This window comes from Arminella tubonensis, assembly GCF_003240585.1.
Lineage (GTDB): Bacteria > Pseudomonadota > Alphaproteobacteria > Rhizobiales > Rhizobiaceae > Rhizobium > Rhizobium tubonense.
Genome location: NZ_PCDP01000020.1, coordinates 25366 through 42272, shown reverse-complemented (window position 1 = coordinate 42272; position 16907 = coordinate 25366). Strand labels below are relative to the sequence as shown.

Sequence of the window (16907 nt, the reverse complement as noted above, 5' to 3'; positions counted from 1 at the left end):
GATGCCTGTATCGCGTCCCTTCAGCGCCCCGCGGCGCAAAACGGGATCAAATCGCTGATCGAGCGCGGTTTCCACAAGCCGGGGGATGTCGAACACCGACTTGGATACCATCTCGGGCGGCTTCCAAACTAGCAGTTTCACGCCGATCCGAAACGGCTTGCAGTCCAGGCTCTTGATCGTCCAGATCCCCATTGACCCAACCATGGGGATCTGCGTTTGCAGCGAAATATTAAAAGGATCGAAGGGAAATATCGTGCGCAGCCTTCGCTGTCAGAAGCGAGGTGCAAGCTCTTGCCACGTCAGTTTCCTCCGGCAGGGGCGATCCTCGTATCCCCAGCTGACCGCATTACACGGATCGCAGTTAGAGCCATCGATATTCGCCACCCCACTTCGCTGGCGGTGGCCACGACGTATCGCGAAATCGAGGCGACCGGGTTAACGCTGGCTCCGTGGATCGCCGCCGACGTGAATCCCACGAGGACAAACGTGGTGGCGTTCACGAGTCCTTCGCATTCGATGATCGTCAACACCCGGCTCGGAACCGGAAACGTGCTTGCGATTGCAATCGGGGCAACCGGGTCCGGGGGAGCGACGATTGCTCCGAGCAGGACCCTACTCCCCATCCGGTCCCGAAAAGTACGTTGAGGACAGCGCGACGCCGACCACGGCTCGCGTCCGTCTGCGCCAAACGGGCGACCCGCTCTTGCGGTCTCTCGCCACGGATGTTGCTAAAGTTGCTTCAACAGTTCCTGGGCACCGGCAGTCGATGAGGCCGGATTTTGCCCGGTGATAAGGCGACCGCCGGTTATGGCAAAGCTTTGCCAGTCTGCGACCTTTTCAAACTTGCCACCCAGCCGTCGAAGCTCGTCCTTCACGAGGAAAGGAACTAGATGCGTCAGATGCACGGCCTCCTCTTCTGTGTCGGTGAAGCCGGTCACCCGCTTGCCCTTGACCAGAGGCTGGCCCTTGTACTGGAGATGACGAAACACGCCCGGGGCATGACAGACGGCCGCAACAGGCTTGCCGGAATTATAGAAATCCTCGATGAGCGAGATGGACGTCTTGTCCTCCGCCAGATCCCACATCGGGCCATGACCCCCGGAATAAAAGACGGTATCGAAGTCGGCCGCTTTGACATCGGCGAGTTTGACCGTATGGGCAAGCACGGTTTGAGCGGCCTTGTCGGACTTGAAACGGGTCATCGGCGGCGTCTGGTTTCCCGGCTCATCGCTCTTCGGATCGATCGGAGGCTGGCCGCCCTTGGGCGAGGCAACGGTCACGCTCGCGCCCGCGTCCATGAAAACATAGTAGGGCGCCGCGAACTCCTCGAGCCAGAAACCGGTCCTCCTGCCGGTATTCCCCAGCGTGTCGTGTGACGTCAGAACCATCAGGATTTTTTTGGCACTCATCGCTCTTCCTCCTAGTGACAATCTATTGCGCCAGGAGCCTCACGCCCCTGTCCGCGAAATTGAAAGTCTGCGAAAAAGCGAGGGGGGGCCATTGTACGAAGGTGTCGCCGATACGCTGGTATCATCTTTCGATCACAGCAAGAACCGGCCACCCGATCGGTCGTCGAGACAACACGGCGCTGACCCGCTGATCGTGCCCGCTGCGATGATCGAAGATCGCCTTTCCGGCGCGCAGCGAGAATCGCAGACCGTGTCCTCTTCTAGCCGTTTCAGTCCAAGACCGCGCTCTTCGGGCAATCGTCACGCTACGGAAAATGGATACTCAACCATGACGGCAGGAGCCGTCGACCAATTGATTGGAAGAGATTGGATGGACGCGATCGTTCAGGAATTTTCGAAAGCGGCGGAGCGGCCGTCGAGAGACGAGGCCGAGGAAGCGGTACGCACTCTAATTCGCTGGGCAGGAGACGATCCCGGTCGGGAAGGCCTTCAGGATACTCCTCGCCGTGTCACCAAGGCCCATGGAGAACTTTTCGCTGGGTATCGCGAACCCGCGGATGATCCATTGGCGCGGACATTCTCGGATGTCGGCGGATATCAGGACATGGTGATCGTCAAAAGCATCCCGTTCTTTTCACACTGCGAACACCACATGCTGCCGTTTCATGGGCATGTTCATATTGGCTACCAGCCTGCGGGACGTGTCCTCGGCCTTTCTAAATTTGCAAGGCTGGTGGAGATATTCGCACGCCGTCTGCAGACTCAGGAAACGATGACCGCCCAGATCGCACAATCCCTTGACGACGGCCTGCGGCCGCTCAGCGTCGCGGTCGTGGTCGAGGCCGAACATATGTGCATGTCGATGCGCGGCGTCAAACAACGGGGCGCGACCACTTTGACGATGACGTTCAAAGGAGAGATGCGGCATTCGGTATCGCTGCAAGCGAGGTTCTTGTCCGAGGTCAGGGCATAAGAGTTAAGCACAGAGGAAAACCCACGATGGAAAAGCCAGTCATCATGATCACCGGCGCAGCAGGCGACCTAGGTCGCGCGGTAGTCCGCGAGCTTTCCAGAAAGGGCGTGCGGCTGGCGTGCGTCGAGCGAAAGACTGAAACCCTTGCTGCCCTGCTAGCAAGTCTTCCATCCGAGGCGGACGTGCTTGGCGTTGGCGGGATCGATCTGACCGACGTGACATCGTGTCTGCGCGCAGTCCAAAAGTCACATGATCGGTTTGGCCGTGTCGATGGTCTGGTCAATACGGTTGGAGGCTTCAACATGGGACCCATCGATCAATCGGGGATTGGTCGATGGGATGCCCTGATGATGATGAATGCGCGCACCGCCTACGCCATCAGCGCGGCCGTTCTTCCGGGCATGCAGCAGCGCCGGCACGGTCGAATCCTTCACATCGCCGCGTCTCCCGGCCTGAAGGCCGGGAGCCATCAGTCTGCCTATGCTGCTTCGAAGGCGGCGGTCATTCGCCTGACCGAGGCGATCGCTGCGGAAAACAGAACTCACCTGATCACTGCGAACTGCATCCTGCCCGGCACGATCGACACGCCTCGGAACCGCGAAGCGATGCCTGACGCAAATACGGAAACTTGGGTGCCCGCAAGCTCGATTGCACGACTGATAGCTTTCCTGGTTTCACTGGAGGCAAGCGCGGTCACGGGTGCGGCGATTGCGGCGGGGGGATTTTGACCCCGCCTGAAGGCCGAGACGCTGGGTAACGAACGCTGCCATTCTCCGAGACAATCGCGCCATCGGTCAGCATGGCCTGTCGGACCTCCCGTCCAACGATGTGATAGACGACGTCGCCGGCGGCGATGAGATAATCGGCGATAATCCTGCGGTGGCAGCGCCACCACCCTGCCTCCAACACATGATGACGATCCTCTGAAGAAATAGGACGATCATGACTTCTTGAGTGCTTCCGACCGAACCTCCGTCAACAGCCCGCCCGATGATGCATTTTTGCATTCTGCGATCGATGTCGGCGTTCAGACGGTGATCGCGACACGCCGTGGGTCGCTGAACGAACTCCCTGCAAATGGGGACGGCGACCGAGTATCGCTCGCCCGCGTTACCTGGTCGTGCCTATGCTGGCCGAGTTCTGCGAAAAGAGCAGCGATCTTGCAACAAGCGCCCGTTCTCAGATGCGAGGTGCAGTTCGACCTCAAAGGTCTGATGCCTGCCGACATCATATCTGACAGCCTCGATGGCTCTCGAAGAGATCGGAAGATTTTCTGGGCCGCCATTTATTGGAAACTTTCGGGAACAATCCGAGATGGCATCAGTTCAGCGGTGGGCCGCCTCGCATCGTGCGGACCTGACTACGCCAGGCGCCAAAATGATCACCTTCCTGCGGCGCCTGGCTGTTCGATTGCAAATATCCGCTATTATGTAGGAACCACCACCAAGGCCTAAATGGGTCGCGCTCACGTCCGGAAACCTAGGCATCAAGACATTGGCTTAGGCCCTGTCGACGAAGTTCTCCTTCATCGAGAGATTTCCAGCCATCAAGGCTCGGAGGGATGCGTCGTCACCGTCGTCTGCGATTTTCGAGAAGTACCAATCTCGGCTTTTATCGCAACCGTTGTTGGTGGTCTGGCGACGGCATGGGTCGGCAATTTTCCTGGAGTCTGGCCGCTTGTCTCCGCGAGTGAGGCGCGATGGGTGATGCGCAAACGCATGCCTTTCACCCGGAGGCTCTGAAGGCTTGCTGAGAGGTAGCCAGACGTGTTCTGTTGCCTGTGACCTGGAGCACGGGTGTAGCCAGCCGAGCGCGAGCCGGGCGGAAAGGAACTCCATGCGCCTCCCGCGCAGCAAGGTTGTCATAGTGGCAGGCCTTCTCCTCTTGGGTCTGTTTGTCCCGATGGCTGTCAGGGATGCGACGTGCGCCGAGGCCGGGCCGCCGGCGGATCTCTCGGCGATTTCGGCGACACAGAGGCTTGGAGCGAACGTCATCGTTCTCTCTCCCAAAATGCCGCTGAGCCAGATCCAGTCCACCGTCGACGCGGTCGCCGCCCGGCAACTCACCAACCAGTTCGGTCCCGAACGCTATTCGCTGCTTTTCCAGCCCGGAACCTACGGCACGGCCGCATCACCACTGGTCTTCCAGGTCGGCTACTACACGCAGGTCGCAGGCCTCGGCAAAGAGCCGGGAGACGTCGTCATCAACGGCTCGGTCGATGTCTACAACCAGTGCGACGCTTCGCAGAACTGCCTGGCCCTCAACAACTTCTGGCGCTCGTTGTCGAATCTGACCATCAAGGTCGCCGGTGGAACGAATTGTCACGCCAACACCGAGTTCTGGGCGGTGTCGCAGGCAGCACCGATGCGAAGGGTCGCGGTCGACGGGGCGTTCTCGTTGATGGACTACTGCAGCAAACCCGCCTTCGCCAGCGGCGGATTCATCGCTGACACCAAATTCACCGGCGGATCCGTGGTGAACGGTTCACAGCAGCAGTTCCTCGTGCGCAACAGTGATCTCGACGGATGGAGCAACGGGGTCTGGAACCAGGTGTTCTCCGGCACCGTCGGAGCGCCGGCCCAGAGTTTCGGTGTCGCCGGGGCAAATCCGTACACCACCCTCGACACCACGGCGGTCAGCGCAGACGCGCCCTACCTCTACACCGATGCCGCTGACCTCTACCGGGTCATGGTGCCTGCGGTGCAGCATGGCTCGCGCGGAACCTCCTGGGCCGGTGGGTCCACCGCCGGCACATCCATGCCCATCACGGACTTCTTCGTTGCGAATCCAAAGACCCCAGTGGCGGCGATCAACCGCGCGCTGGCGCTGCACAAGGATCTGATCCTGACACCGGGCGTCTACCCGCTCGCGGCCCCGATCATCGTCAGTCGACCGGACACCATCATCCTGGGGATGGGGTTTGCGAGGTTGAACCCCCAGCAGGGCAGTGCGGCCATGGTGGTGCTCGACGTCCCTGGAACCAAGCTGTCGGGGGTCATGTTCGATGCCGGCCCGAAGAATTCACCGGTGCTGCTCCAGGTCGGTACCCACCCCGGTTTTCCGCGTCACGGCATGGATTCGGACCCGACGCAGATCCAGGACGTTTTCTTCCGCATCGGCGGAGCCGGCGCGGGCAGGGCGACCACCAGCCTGATCGTCAACAGCTCGCATGTCTTGCTGGATAACATCTGGGCCTGGCGCGCCGATCACGGCACCGGTGTGGGCTGGACCGCCAACACCGCCGACCACGGCGTGATCGTCAACGGTGACGACGTCTCCGCCTACGGACTGTTCGTCGAGCATTACCAGAAGACCGAGGTGACCTGGAACGGCCAGGGCGGCAGCACCGTGTTTTTCCAGAACGAGATGCCTTACGATCCGCCAACCCAGGCGGCCTGGTCGCTCAGCGCGACCTTCAATGGCTATCCAGCGTTCGTGGTCTCGCCAAACGTGAGGACCTTCCAAGGCTACGGGATGGGTAGCTACAGCTACTTCAACCACGGTCTGCCCATCAAGGCGGCTACCGCCTTCCAAGTACCGCAGACGCCAGGTGTGCGGATGCACGATCTGCTCACCGTCTTCCTGGACGGATCAGGCTCTGTCGACTCGGTGATCAACGGGACCGGTGCGGCTGTTGCCAAGCCGCAGCAGAGTGTCCCGAGCCAGGTGGTCAGCTACCCGTGAGGAGTCCGACGTCAGATCCGGTTCGCGGGGTCGACCAGCGGCTGGAGCGTCGCTTGCCGAGTACATCGACGATCGCCAGGCACACCGTCTCCTCCGTAATGCGATGCGGTAGGAGATGGAGACCAGACTGCCACGCGGCGGGAGGCAAACGCCGTCGCTTGCACTCGGCCGACCTGAGTCAGACCTGGTTTCTCCCGCCGTTTCGCTCCTCTGCCCTCCTCCGTCTTTCCTCCGGCTCGTTTCCACGGGGGTCGGTGCCGACGGTCACACCGAGAATGGTTACGAGGAAGGCGCGGGTCGCCTCGAGGTCGCTCGTTCAGAACCTGACATGATCGATGTTCATCACATCACCAAATCGCACCGCTGCCGTCGACGCGCACGGTCGAGCCGGCGGCGATCACCTAGTCACGAGGAAGGTGACTGCGTTCGCGATGTCATCGGTTTGCCAAATGGACGTGGCCGGCACGGTTTGGGCGATACGATCGAACAGCGCCGGGCGGGCGGCGTCATCCATCTTCGACCACAGCGGCGTATCGATCATGCCCGGCGACACGGCATTCATGAAGCTTTGAGTAGTGCTCATGAGATTGCGGCTTGATAAACAAAGCGACGATCTGAGGGTGACTATTCCGCAGGCTTGCTTCGACCTGAATGATCGCATTTTCAATCATTGAAGTATCCAGTGCGGTTTTGAACGCAACACTAAGGCCGATAAGCAGTTGGTCCGGCGAGAGGTGAACGCTCACCACGCCATTGACTGTCTCGACCGCGCCGTTCAATTTTACCCGTTCGACGATCATCGTCACTACTTCTGGATCAGCTGGGACGCCGATCAACAAGGACTTGCTATCAGCAGCCAGTTTGATTGCGGTCACGGCAAGTATCGTCGCGATGGCGATCGACGCGACTCCGTCGTAGACGGCATCATTTGTGATTGCCGCCGCTGACAACCCGAGCGCGGTCGCGATGAGACTCACGATGGCGGCGATTCCTCCAAAAAGCACCGTGAGCGAAGTAGGATCGCGGCGGCGTGAGAGGTACCGATAAAGGCTTTTATTGCCTCGGGCGGTCCGCGAATTACCGAAGGCCTTCCACATTGCCGCTGCCTCCACCGCTCCCGAGCATCCAAGAACGAAAAAGTTCAGCCACTCGCTTTGAAGTCTGACGGGATTAGTGATCTGGCGCGCACCGGCAACGAGCGCAATTCCAGACCCAAGCGCCAAAATAAGCACGGCGACCACGAAATTCCAGAAATACAGTTCTCTGCCGAAACCGAGCTGATGTTCCGGCGTGCGCCCGCGGCGGGATGCGACCATCCCATAGAGCAAGATGATTTCCGTGCTGGCGTCGACGAGAGTATGAACACCCTCGCTGGTCATCGCGGAGCTATTCGAAAGAAACCCTGCGATGACCTTGACGGCGGCGACAACGAGGTCGCTAATCAGCGCAATGACGACCACCCGCGTGGCCGGGTCCTTCAAGCTGAACAACCCATGGAATGCGGCCATTTCGATCAGCCTCGCAGTCTAAGCCCGGGGCGGCATATCCGCACTGTCGTCAAGCTCCACCAAATGCGCTCGTGAGGGCGAAGGCTCGAAAGGGTCGGCGAAGTACTGGGTCTCGTGCGCCACGAGGCCGTCGTTGAATTCCATGATGCTGACCGCGTAGGACGGCGCGCCGTCGTATGTCAGTGTGAATTCGGTCACCCACAGATCGTCACGACCGACGATCCGTCGAACCGAAAACCGCTTCCTGTTGGGCTGCACAAACCGACTCTCCTGGATGTTCCGGCGGCCGCGGATACGCTCGCCCGACTGCGGATAGTTGAGCACGGCGTCGGCGTGGTAAATCCTATGCTCAACATCGAAATCATTCTCGTCCGATGCAGCCCAATGGCGGTCCAGTGCCGCGCGAATGGCCTTGTCGTTCATTCGAACCTCCTAGTGCCCAAGCGTCGTGGTGTAGTGACCCAGCTTGCTTTCCATTTCACCATTTGTCTGAAGGCCCATCGTCATCAACTTCGAGATATTCGCCTGCGCCCGCGGTCGCTGGACGGAGGTGATGAATGCGTCCCAGCCGGCGCCGATCTCGGGGTCTGATGGCAGGGACAAAAAGTCGACCAGCCGCTTCGTATCGGCTATTGCCTGCTTGTCGAACTTGGAGGTGCGGGTCGCGATCGCATCCACAAAACCGTCCAAACTCACCGTGGAAGCGTACGGTTTTTGACCGGTGGTACCGAATTCAATTTCTTGATCATCACTGCCTCACATCCTACTGACGAACTCCGCTCGACGGTTACCATTTTTGCCTGCATGGGCTCCGCCATCGACTTGCACCACCTCCCCCGTTACATGAGGAGCTTCGGTCAGGAAACGACGGCGTCGGCGATGTCCTGCACGTTGGAAACGGCGTTCTTCGGCGAGAACGTCTTCAGGAAATCCGTTGGCCCACTGTGATGCATTGGCGTGTCGACGACGCCGGGAGCCACGACGTTGAAGCGGATTCCCTCTCGTGCGTATTCCATCGCGAGGCTTTTGGAGACGGGTGTATTCCGCCTTTTGTGATCATGGCGACAGAAGCATTGACGCCCGCGATTGGATGGTCAGCGGTTGATGCTCCGATGTTGACGACGCTGCCGCCGGTTTTCTGAGCCAGCATCTGTTTGACTGCCAGCTGCGTCAGATGAAGGAAGTTCTCGAGATTAATCGACGAGAGTTTTCGAAAGTCTTCAAGCGTGTATTCAAGAAATGGCTTGCTGAGATAAATTCCCGCATTGTTAATCAGGGCATCGATCGATCCGAAGCGTTCGACGGCGATTGCCGCAATACGCGTGGCGGTCGCCGGATCAGCGATGTCACCATCGACCAGAGCGACGGTGTCCGAGACTCCGTAGGGGAAACGGGCGCTGATCTTCCGAGACGTGGCGACGACGTTGTAGTTCCTCTCGAGGAACGCATTGGCCAGGCCTTCGCCAATGCCTTGCGAGGCTCCCGTGATGACAATTGTCTTCTTCTGACTATCCATTTCCGGCTCCTTTCACCGCATATGGCCTTTTGGGAATAGCCACATGCAGGTCCAGACGACAACGGAAGCAGAGATGACGCTATTGTACGATGGTGTCCCCAATACCATCGGATCAGCATCCCGTGATTGTCGTGTCCAGTGCAACCGGCTTCCGAAGAGCAAAGCATTGCAACGATGTTGACCATCCCGGATTGACCGCAGCGGCGGATCAACTGTGCCAGCATATCTACATGTTGAATGCGGCAACTACGACGCTGATAGTGCACGCTTGGCCCGAAACTGGACAGCAGGCAATCCGCCCCATCAAAAAGAGACCCATGCGAACCTCAGGAGGACCGCCGCAATCCCTATGGCGAAGGAAACGAGAAGATAATAGCGCCACGTGGAAAATGTTGCCGAGGCTACAATCTGATGGACCTGCAGACCCGCGAGGAAGAACGCGAGGCCCTCGATAATGTAGGTGACGAAATCCCATGTGAAATAGCCCCGTATCCGCGTCGATGCGGCGATAAAGTGATGACCATTCCAGCTGACGAACAGACCGGCGACGACGGCGGCAAGCACTCCCGATCCGCCGAGCGCTCCTGGAACCCAGAAGGCAAAGTAATGCGTTAACAGCGAAAGCGCGATCTCGACATGCGTGTCCCCAGCCCAGCGTCTTAGACGAAGTGCAATAAAAGCCGTCAATATTCCCCAGCCGACTTCGCCGGCGACGGTGACGACATATTGCGAGATCGAGGCGACGGGGTCGATGCTGGCGCCGTGAATCGCGGCCGACGCCAATCCGACGAGGACAAGCGCGGTGGCATCGTTCACGAGCCCTTCGCCTTCGATGATCGTCAGCAGCCGGCTCGGAACCAGGAACCTGCGTCCGATGGCAATCGGGGCCACGGAGTCTGGGGGTGCGATGATCCCACCGAGCAACAGCTCTGCCGCCCATCCGGTCCCGAAAAGAACGTTGAGGAGCACCGCGACCCCGACCGCTGAAAATATAACGCACCCGAGGCTTTGAAGCCAAGAATTTCGCTTCAACTTTTACGAGAAACCGATACCATCGAATAATATGCTCCGGCCCGCCCTGTCGTTACGATGCTGTCGGCGGCTATTCGCGAAAAGGAACGGCTATGGACCTCGGCCGTATACTGGATTCACTGCCGGGCATGGCTTTGACCGCCACGCCCGAGGGACGGCTGACGTTTCTCAACCGGGAATGGTCGGACTTCACCGGGCTCGGCGTGGGCGGTGATGTTCAATGGCAGGCGATGGTCAGCCCGGATGACCTCCCTGCCCTCACCGAGCAATGGCACTCCCTTCTAGCGCTTGGCAAACGAGGCCGAATTGACGCCTGCCTCAAACGTTTTGATGGACGGCACCAGCGGTTCGCCGTCCAATGCAATCCGGTTCAAAGCGATGAAGGCCGGATCGCCTATTGGCTCGCACTTGCGACGGAAATCGACGAACGGTCCTCGGAACGGCCGGGGGGAGACATACTCAATGACATCCCCGCGGGTATCGCAATCTTGGGCCGGAACGGGGAATTGGAGGCGATCAACGACCATCTAATGCGTTATCTTGGTGCATCGGGGGACGAGGTGAAGCTTTGGAAAACCGCCGACTTTGTCCATGCCGAAGATTTGCCTCGCGCCATCGAGGCCATCACGCAGGCGGTCGCCGACGGAGAAGCTTATGATATGGACATCCGCCTCAGGGAAGACGGTGGAAACTACCGCTGGTTCCAGGTTTGCGGCAATCCTCGGCGGGACAAGGAAGGACATGTCCTTCAATGGTACGCGCTTCACATCGACATCGATGAACGGAAGCGGGCCGAGGAGGCGCTGCGGACGAGCGAGACCAATCTCCGTGATAACCTCAATGCGCTGCCGACAACGGCATGGTCCACCTCGCCCAATGGCTATGTCGATTTCCTCAACGCCCGCTGGTTAGACTATTCAGGCTTCACGGCTGAACAGGCCAGTGGATATGGTTGGGGCGACGTGATTCACCCCGATGACGCAGAGAGGCTCTTCACCTATTGGCAAGGATGCCTCGCGTCGGGCGACAGCGTGGACATCGAAGCGCGCATGAGGCGCTTCGATGGGGAATATCGCTGGTTTCTGTTCCGGGCAGACCCGCTCCGCGCTGAGGACGGCACGATCATCAAATGGTTCGGGACGAATATCGACATCGAGGATCGAAAGCGCGCGGAAGAGGAATTACGAGCAAGCGAACGGAACCTCGCCCAGATCATCAACACCATCCCAACCATTGCGTGGTCGACCCTCCCTGATGGCTACACCGACTTCCTCCACCACCGCTGGCTGGAATATGCCGGCATGTCCGCTGAAGAAGCAGAGGGTTGGGGATGGAGTAACGCGATACATCCCGACGACTTGCCGGGCCTGGCTGACAACTGGCGGAGATGTCTGGCAACTGGTATTCCGAACGATGCGGAGGCCCGTATCCGCCGGTTCGACGGCGAATATCGATGGTTCCTGTTTCGCGGAAGTCCGCTGCGCGACGAGGCAGGCAGCATCGTCAAGTGGTATGGGACGAACGTCGATATTGAAGATCGGAAGCGGGCGGAAGAGGCGCTGGCGGAAAGCGAACGGCAATCGCGTCTGATCGTCGACACCATTCCCGGTCTCGTCTCGATATTTGGGAGGAACGGCGAGACTGAGGGAATCAACGAGCAGTTTCTCGAATACCTTGGTCAAACGCTCGAAAGCTTCGAGAACTGGCGCGACAACGGCACGGTGCATCCAGATGACCTCCAGCACCATGTCGATGCATTCGCGCGGTCGCTGATGTCGGGCAACCCGATGGATTTCGAAACACGGCTCAAGCGACATGACGGAACCTACCGCTGGTTCCATCTTCGCGGCAACCCCGCCAGGGATCCAGACGGCCATGTCGTCCGCTGGTATTGCCTGATGACCGACATCGATGACAGAAAGCGCGCCGAGGAGGCCGTGCGCGAAAGCGAGGTCACGCTGCGACGGATCATCAACACGCTTCCGACGACGGCCTGGGCCACCTCTCCCAACGGATTCGTCGAGTTTCTGAGCGACCGATGGCTCAACTATGCCGGAGTGACATGGGAACAGGCGGCGGGGTTCGGTTGGGGAGACGTGATCCACCCCGACGATGCAGGCATGTTGTTCAGCTATTGGCAAGGATGCCTTGAATCGGGTGAGCGCGTTGACGTGGAAGCCAGGATGCGCCGCTACGATGGAGCTTATCGCTGGTTCCTGTTCCGCGCCAATCCGTTGCGCGACGAAAATGGCACCATCGTCAAATGGTATGGGACAAATATCGACATCGAAGACCGCAAGAATGCCGACGAAGCATTGCGCGAGAGCGAGCGGTATTCGCGTCTGATCGTCGACACCATTCCAGGGATGATCGCCTTGTTTGCGCCGGACGGCGAGTTGACTGGAGCCAACCACCAGCTACTTGAATATTTCGACCAGCCGCTGGAGGCTGTGAAGGATTGGGCGACGAATGGTATGACCCATCCGGACGATCTGCAAAGTTATGTCGAGGCCTTCACCTTGTCGATCAAGTCTGGCGAACCCTACGAGATCGAGACGCGTCTTCTTCGCTACGACGGCCACTACCGGTGGTTCCAGATACGCGGTCTCCCGCTCTATGACGGCAATGGCAATGTCATTCGCTGGTACGGCCTCCTCACTGACATCGACGATCGAAAACGGGCCGAGGAGGAGCTGCGGCGGAGCGAAGCTTTCCTCGCAGACGCCCAGCGCGTCAGCGGCACCGGAAGCTTTGCCTGGGTGCTGGGATCGGAAACCGTCACCTGCTCGGACGAGACGTATAGGATTTACGGCTTTGATCCGGCTGAGCCGGTCACGGTCGACCTGATCCGAGGCAGGACCCATCCGGAAAATTACCCAACGTTCCAGCAGGTCATGGACAGATCACAGCAGGAGGGGAGCGATTTCGACTACGAGACCAAGCTCCTGATGCCCGATCAGTTGATCAAATACGTCCGCGTCGTCGCCCACAACGAACGAAACAAGGACGGAGAACTGGAGCTTCGCGGAGCGGTCAGGGACGTCACGGCGAGCCGGCTTGCCGAGGAGGCGCTGAGCAAGGCACGCGCCGATCTTGCCCGCGTCGCGAGGATCACAAGCCTCGGCATTCTGACCGCCTCTATCGCCCACGAGGTCAACCAGCCGCTATCAGGCATCGTGACCAACGCTGACACTTGTCTGCGCATGCTGGCGGAAGACCCGCCCAACATCGAGGTGGCGATGGCAACCGCGCGACGGACGATCCGCGACGGGAATCGCGCCGCCGACGTAATCGCGAGACTTCGGGCGCTGTTCAGCAAAAACCCGTTCACCATCGAGCCGGTCGACCTGAGCGAGGCGGTTCGCGAAGTGATGGTCTTGTCCCGCGGCGACATCCAGCGCGGCCGGATAGTGCTCCGCACCGAGCTTTCCGACGACCTGCCTCCTGCGGCTGGCGACAGGGTCCAGTTGCAACAAGTCATCCTAAATTTGCTTCGCAACGCGACCGAGGCGATGGTGGGTATCAACGACAGGCCAAGGCGCCTGACGATCAGGACCGAGCGCGACGGAGATGACCACATACGATTTGCCGTGGAGGATGCGGGCGTCGGTTTCGAGGCCAACGAAACTGATCGGGTTTTCGAGGCATTCTATTCCACCAAGAGCGATGGCATGGGGATTGGACTTTCTGTCAGCCGGTCGATCATCGAAAGCCACAATGGTCGGCTGTGCGCCACAGTCAACGACGGACCCGGGGTAACGGTTTCGTTTGCTATTCCAATATATACTGGGAACGAAGCGTCCGTTAGACACGTTGCGCACACGAGTCCCAAGAGAAGCATCGAGGCGAGGAATTGATGAGCATCAAGCAGTCCCTGGTATCGGTAATCGATGATGACGAGTCCGTTAGGGAGTCGCTTCCAGATTTACTGAGGGCATTTGGGCTCGGAGTGGAGACGTTCGCATCGGCCGAAGACTTCCTAGCGTCAACTAGCCTGGGAAAGTCAGATTGCCTGATACTTGACATCGGCATGCCCGGAATGTCGGGTCCGGAGCTGCAAACTGAGCTTAACAGGCGAGGCCAGCGAACTCCGATCGTGTTCATCACTGCCTTGAAGGACGAGGCCGTGCGGCTTCAATTGATGGCAAGGGGAGCGGTCGACTGCGTCTTCAAGCCGTTCAGTGCCGACACCTTGCAAAAGGCGCTCGAAACCGCGCTGCGCACCAACTGACGTTCTCCTGATTTAAAAGCCCCCTTGGTATCAGTGACTGAAGCGAACCTTCCAAGTCCGCTCGCCCTGTTCAAGCGTTCTGTCGCATCGACAACTAGAATTCACTGGTCAGACTGAAGTCTAACCAGAAGGAATTTTGAGATGAATGCAAAGAACAGTTCGTTGGCCGGTTTCCATTTCCGCCGGGGTCTTGCAGTCAGGGCGACCGAGTATGACGTCGCCCGGTTTGGATTTGCGCCGAATGCCCAAGGGCTGGCAATGCGGCCAGGAGCGATGCAGCAAGGGATGGCTCTCGAAGGTATCGTCGGACCGAGACTTGATTTTGTTTTGGGCAACGGCGTCTGGCGCGTCCACTAACCCGGCCGCGAGACATGTCCTTCCCGTTTGCTGGAGCGCTCGCAAACCTGGCCGCGCCGATGATCAGCCGAAACGGCTGGACGATGCGTCTGGTCGTCGGTCGGCAGAGCGCCTGCGATCTTGACTGGCGCACACTGCGCTGTTTGCCACACACGACATTGCCCGACATATCCGCTGAGAGGGTCAAATCTACCTCGGCGGATGTCTGCTGGGAGGGCGTGCTCATCGAAACGGTCCTCGCCGCGATCGGACTTGTCCCTTCTCACGGATTTGTCGTGGCCTATTCAACTGATGGCCGAAGCCGCCGCATCCCTTCACGGAATCTGTTCGGTCGCGGCGCGATGATTGCGACGAGTTGTCAGGGCGAACCGCTGACAGCCGATTGCGGCGGCCCTGCCCTTCTCCGGGTGTTCAGCGAGACCGGTTCGCTTTCGCTGAGCTGGATCGCGGCGCTCCACTTCGTAACGAGCGATCGGCTTCGGGCTCCCTCATACTGGTGCGACCAGACGCGGGACCGCATCGCCGATCTCCCTATCATCGCCAACTTCCGCCCGTTTGTTCCACAGAGAGCGGCTCCATTCAATCGCTAGGGCAGACGTCAAGCTAGAGTATTTTCACCGTCAGCGCGATCCCCAAACATCGCGCGGGGGGTAGGCAACGTGCAGAGGTTCCCCTCATGTAGCTCTGCTGGCCTTTCGCCCTTCGAGGTCCGCCGCTGAACCTCGAATAGCGCGCCCCGTCCCACATTCCCTCCCAGTGGGACGGGGCTGCGGCGACTGACTTCGGACGGTGATCAACCAACTGACGCATTGAGATTATCGAGAGCGACGGACGGTATGGGTTGCCTATCTGCCGGGAGACTGCTTTGACGGCATCACGCCGCGAGCCTCCGTTGATGAGTCCGCGGCAGGACGCGCCCCCAAGCCGAACGTAAGAGTTCGTCGTTATGTCGATCAATCGGTGCGCGACGCCTCGAACAGGAACCAGGCACGCCGTTCGGCGAAGTCGGTCCATTGATCGACGATGCCGCTGGTCGCGTTGTCCTTGGCCTTGTCGGCCAGAGACTTCACCTTGCGAAAAGCCTCGACGAGATGAAGATTGTCTTCGCGCAACTCCTCCAGCATGTAAGACGCCGAGTTCGTCAGTGCGGAGAAGCCTTTCCTTTCGGGGGTAGTTCCTACTTCGAACTCATCACAGGTCCATGACCAAGGATAATTCGCCAGCAGCCGATCTTTGCCACACCGACCGATCTCCTTCGGAACGACCGCTCGATGGTCGTCGATGCATTGCACTGAGTTCTTTTTCGGTCCTCAATGTTCTTGATCGTTAAAGATCAAGCACGATGTCGCCCTTTGGCTGCGAGCAGCAGATCAGCAGATTGCCATCCGCCGGTGCGTCGACGGGGTCCGGGTGGTAGCTGACGCTTCCAGCCTCAAGCCCGGTTTCGCAGGTATGGCAGACACCGGTACGGCACGACCACCGGACCGGAACGTCGCAGGCCTCAGCAATGCCCTTGGCGGAACCGAGGCGCAACACCATGAACTGCCCGGCGATGGCGGAGGAGACGGCCTGTCCATCTGCGGGTTCAAGCCACAAGGACACAACGGCGTCGCTCTCTCGCACTTTGTTCGGCACGCGAAATAGGCGAAAACCCTACCAAGCGCCGGCGCGCCATGCGAGGTCCGGTGACCGGAGACTTCCAGATCGCGGTGTTGACGGTTTTCCCCTGCCAGACGATGTCGCTGGGCAATCCGACATTGACGGAAAGAAGACGTGGCATGACCGTTTCCCGGAAGCGACTGACCGGACACGCTCAGGCGTTCCGCAATCGCCAGATAGAACGATGTGTGGGCCGCGACGTCTATTGTACCAAGGTGTCGGAGCGCTGCAGGAGCGGATTCCGTTGCTATTGAGGCTGTATGGCCTATGTCACGATAGTCTTCGCTAATAGGTTTTGGTTGTACCCGCGCCCGGCGAGAAGTCTGACCCGTCCCCTTGAATGGGAGGCGGGTCTTTTTGCTCTCTCGATCAGATGGGCTCGGAGGGCCGCGTGGGCCTCTGCTTGTACCGTCCTTCACCGACACCAAGGTATCGAGGATACCATCGTCCAATATCGTCCGTTTGCAGCGACCGCTAACCCTACAGGTGTCGAAGCCCATTGAGCCTCTTATGGCGTGGCGCTTCACTGGGTGAAAGC

General features: G+C 59.3%; 15 protein-coding genes and 3 pseudogenes. 7 read left to right on the top strand and 11 right to left on the bottom strand.

What is annotated here, in order from left to right; all coding sequences use genetic code 11:
• The coding region (locus CPY51_RS32980) for a hypothetical protein (protein ID WP_206607235.1) at positions 1 to 192 on the bottom strand (192 nt) is incomplete at its 3' end.
• A 536-nt stretch (positions 193 to 728) separates the two neighbouring features.
• Positions 729 to 1409, bottom strand: coding sequence for a type 1 glutamine amidotransferase domain-containing protein (locus CPY51_RS07365; protein WP_206607234.1), 681 nt, complete (start codon positions 1407 to 1409; stop codon positions 729 to 731).
• Between the two features lie 370 nt (positions 1410 to 1779).
• Between CPY51_RS07365 and folE the strand changes: the two genes are divergently transcribed.
• From folE to CPY51_RS07340, 3 genes are all read left to right on the top strand, one after another.
• A complete protein-coding gene (gene folE / locus CPY51_RS07360; RefSeq protein WP_111159636.1) occupies positions 1780 to 2382 on the top strand; it encodes a GTP cyclohydrolase I FolE in 603 nt (200 codons plus the stop codon).
• Between the two features lie 26 nt (positions 2383 to 2408).
• Positions 2409 to 3110 carry an SDR family NAD(P)-dependent oxidoreductase gene (locus CPY51_RS07355; RefSeq protein WP_244598513.1) on the top strand — a complete coding sequence of 234 codons (702 nt, stop codon included), beginning with the start codon at positions 2409 to 2411 and terminating at the stop codon, positions 3108 to 3110.
• Positions 3111 to 4218: 1108 nt separating this feature from the next.
• Positions 4219 to 6066, top strand: a complete 1848-nt coding sequence (locus CPY51_RS07340) for a pectate lyase family protein (RefSeq protein WP_111159633.1) — start codon at positions 4219 to 4221, stop codon at positions 6064 to 6066.
• 397 nt (positions 6067 to 6463) lie between these two features.
• On the opposite strand, the gene CPY51_RS33240 is transcribed toward CPY51_RS07340, so the two are convergent.
• The 6 genes and pseudogenes from CPY51_RS33240 to CPY51_RS07310 all read right to left on the bottom strand — a co-directional run bounded on the left by CPY51_RS33240 (position 6464) and on the right by CPY51_RS07310 (position 10122).
• Positions 6464 to 6580, bottom strand: coding sequence for a hypothetical protein (locus tag CPY51_RS33240; protein WP_244598515.1), 117 nt, complete (start codon positions 6578 to 6580; stop codon positions 6464 to 6466).
• Positions 6573 to 7574, bottom strand: coding sequence for a cation diffusion facilitator family transporter (locus CPY51_RS33235; RefSeq protein WP_111159632.1), 1002 nt, complete (start codon positions 7572 to 7574; stop codon positions 6573 to 6575). The genes CPY51_RS33240 and CPY51_RS33235 overlap by 8 nt, the downstream gene beginning before the upstream one ends.
• 18 nt (positions 7575 to 7592) lie before the next feature.
• A complete protein-coding gene (locus CPY51_RS07325; RefSeq protein ID WP_111159631.1) occupies positions 7593 to 7997 on the bottom strand; it encodes a nuclear transport factor 2 family protein in 405 nt (134 codons plus the stop codon).
• Between the two features lie 9 nt (positions 7998 to 8006).
• Positions 8007 to 8264 (bottom strand): annotated as a pseudogene (locus CPY51_RS07320) (enoyl-CoA hydratase/isomerase family protein); the annotation flags it as partial.
• 66 nt (positions 8265 to 8330) lie between these two features.
• Positions 8331 to 9090, bottom strand: a pseudogene (locus CPY51_RS07315) (SDR family NAD(P)-dependent oxidoreductase).
• Between the two features lie 303 nt (positions 9091 to 9393).
• Complete coding sequence (locus tag CPY51_RS07310) at positions 9394 to 10122, bottom strand: cation:proton antiporter domain-containing protein (protein ID WP_111159630.1); 729 nt, start codon at positions 10120 to 10122, stop codon at positions 9394 to 9396.
• Positions 10123 to 10214: 92 nt separating this feature from the next.
• Between CPY51_RS07310 and CPY51_RS07305 the strand changes: the two genes are divergently transcribed.
• The 4 genes from CPY51_RS07305 (at position 10215) to CPY51_RS07290 (ending at position 15300) form a co-directional block, all read left to right on the top strand.
• Entirely contained in the window at positions 10215 to 13979 is a 3765-nt protein-coding gene (locus tag CPY51_RS07305) for a PAS domain-containing protein (protein ID WP_111159629.1), read from the top strand.
• Complete coding sequence (locus CPY51_RS07300) at positions 13979 to 14353, top strand: response regulator (protein ID WP_111159628.1); 375 nt, start codon at positions 13979 to 13981, stop codon at positions 14351 to 14353. Before CPY51_RS07305 ends, CPY51_RS07300 begins: the two co-directional genes overlap by 1 nt.
• A gap of 141 nt (positions 14354 to 14494) precedes the next feature.
• Entirely contained in the window at positions 14495 to 14710 is a 216-nt protein-coding gene (locus CPY51_RS07295) for a hypothetical protein (RefSeq protein ID WP_111159627.1), read from the top strand.
• A gap of 14 nt (positions 14711 to 14724) precedes the next feature.
• Positions 14725 to 15300, top strand: coding sequence for a molybdopterin-dependent oxidoreductase (locus CPY51_RS07290; RefSeq protein ID WP_111159626.1), 576 nt, complete (start codon positions 14725 to 14727; stop codon positions 15298 to 15300).
• A 363-nt stretch (positions 15301 to 15663) separates the two neighbouring features.
• Here CPY51_RS07290 and CPY51_RS07285 read toward each other — a convergent pair whose 3' ends face one another.
• The 3 genes and pseudogenes from CPY51_RS07285 to CPY51_RS32235 all read right to left on the bottom strand — a co-directional run bounded on the left by CPY51_RS07285 (position 15664) and on the right by CPY51_RS32235 (position 16490).
• Positions 15664 to 15834, bottom strand: a complete 171-nt coding sequence (locus CPY51_RS07285) for a ferritin family protein (RefSeq protein WP_206607233.1) — start codon at positions 15832 to 15834, stop codon at positions 15664 to 15666.
• Between the two features lie 202 nt (positions 15835 to 16036).
• Positions 16037 to 16219, bottom strand: a pseudogene (locus CPY51_RS07280) (2Fe-2S iron-sulfur cluster-binding protein); the annotation flags it as partial.
• A gap of 76 nt (positions 16220 to 16295) precedes the next feature.
• Positions 16296 to 16490: a hypothetical protein gene (locus tag CPY51_RS32235; RefSeq protein WP_146260091.1), complete on the bottom strand. Its 195-nt coding sequence runs from the start codon at positions 16488 to 16490 to the stop codon at positions 16296 to 16298.
• Between the last annotated feature and the right edge of the window lie 417 nt (positions 16491 to 16907).